The following is a 797-nucleotide window of genomic DNA, read 5'->3' as shown; positions in this document are numbered from 1 at the left end:
ATGATGCGCCTGACGCAAGTGACTCAGCGCGTCCTCATGCATCTTCCGGACGGACTCGGAGGTCTCGGTCCTCGCGTGATCCCGTGGGCTCGGCGCCGCACCGGCCGGCTCGTCTCCTGCTCCAGCCCGGCAGACGATATTTTCGAGAATGGTACGGAGATGTCGTGAAAAGGCGACCTTTCCCAGTTCGTCGACGGCCACATGATGCAGCAGGAGGCAGAGCTTCGAGGGCTTCCCGGATGAAACGGTGAGTGCTGCGCGAATGGGAAATTCGCGTTCCAGGTCGAACGCCGCCGACGCGAGCCTTTCCCACGCCTCGGATTCGTCGGCGACCGCCGGAACAGCAAGGTCCGTACGCCGGTGCACTATCTGCTCCGGCTCGCCATCAGCTCCGATACGGAACGTGGTGCGCAGGACTTCGTGCCGGGTGAGCATGACTTCCAGAGCCCGCGCCACATCGGCAGCCGATGTGCCTTCAGGCACGGATATAGCCTCCGACAAAAGCAGCCAGGAAGGGGGATCCGTCCTCTGCTGGGCCCACCATGCCCCCTGTTGCCCCCATGTCAATGGAAACACTTCGTCAGTATTCATGACACCCCCAAAAGTATCCTCGGGGTGCACTCTACGGGGCGAGAAGTGGCGATGGGAGCTCTTGCTCCACTGTCCGGCGCGCGGATCAATTCAGGGGAATGTACGGCCGCGCTGTTCATGCCCACACGCGGCACATCGCCGCCGATGTGTCGCCTCACGGCCGCTTCCTGACGACCCGAGGTCGGCGAGTGAGACCACCCGCCGAC

General features: G+C 63.4%; 1 protein-coding gene. It reads right to left on the bottom strand.

Going from position 1 to position 797, the window contains the following annotated elements; translation table 11 throughout:
• Positions 1–591: condensation domain-containing protein (locus CCN56_RS41535; RefSeq protein WP_256962469.1), on the bottom strand; the 591-nt coding region annotated here is incomplete at its 3' end.
• Positions 592–797 lie beyond the last annotated feature (206 nt).

The sequence above is a fragment of the Streptomyces sp. NRRL B-24572 genome (genome assembly GCF_002156145.1).
GTDB lineage: Bacteria > Actinomycetota > Actinomycetes > Streptomycetales > Streptomycetaceae > Streptomyces > Streptomyces vietnamensis.
The sequence above is the reverse complement of the archived record's forward strand: the minus strand, read 5'-3'. Positions and strand labels throughout refer to the sequence as shown.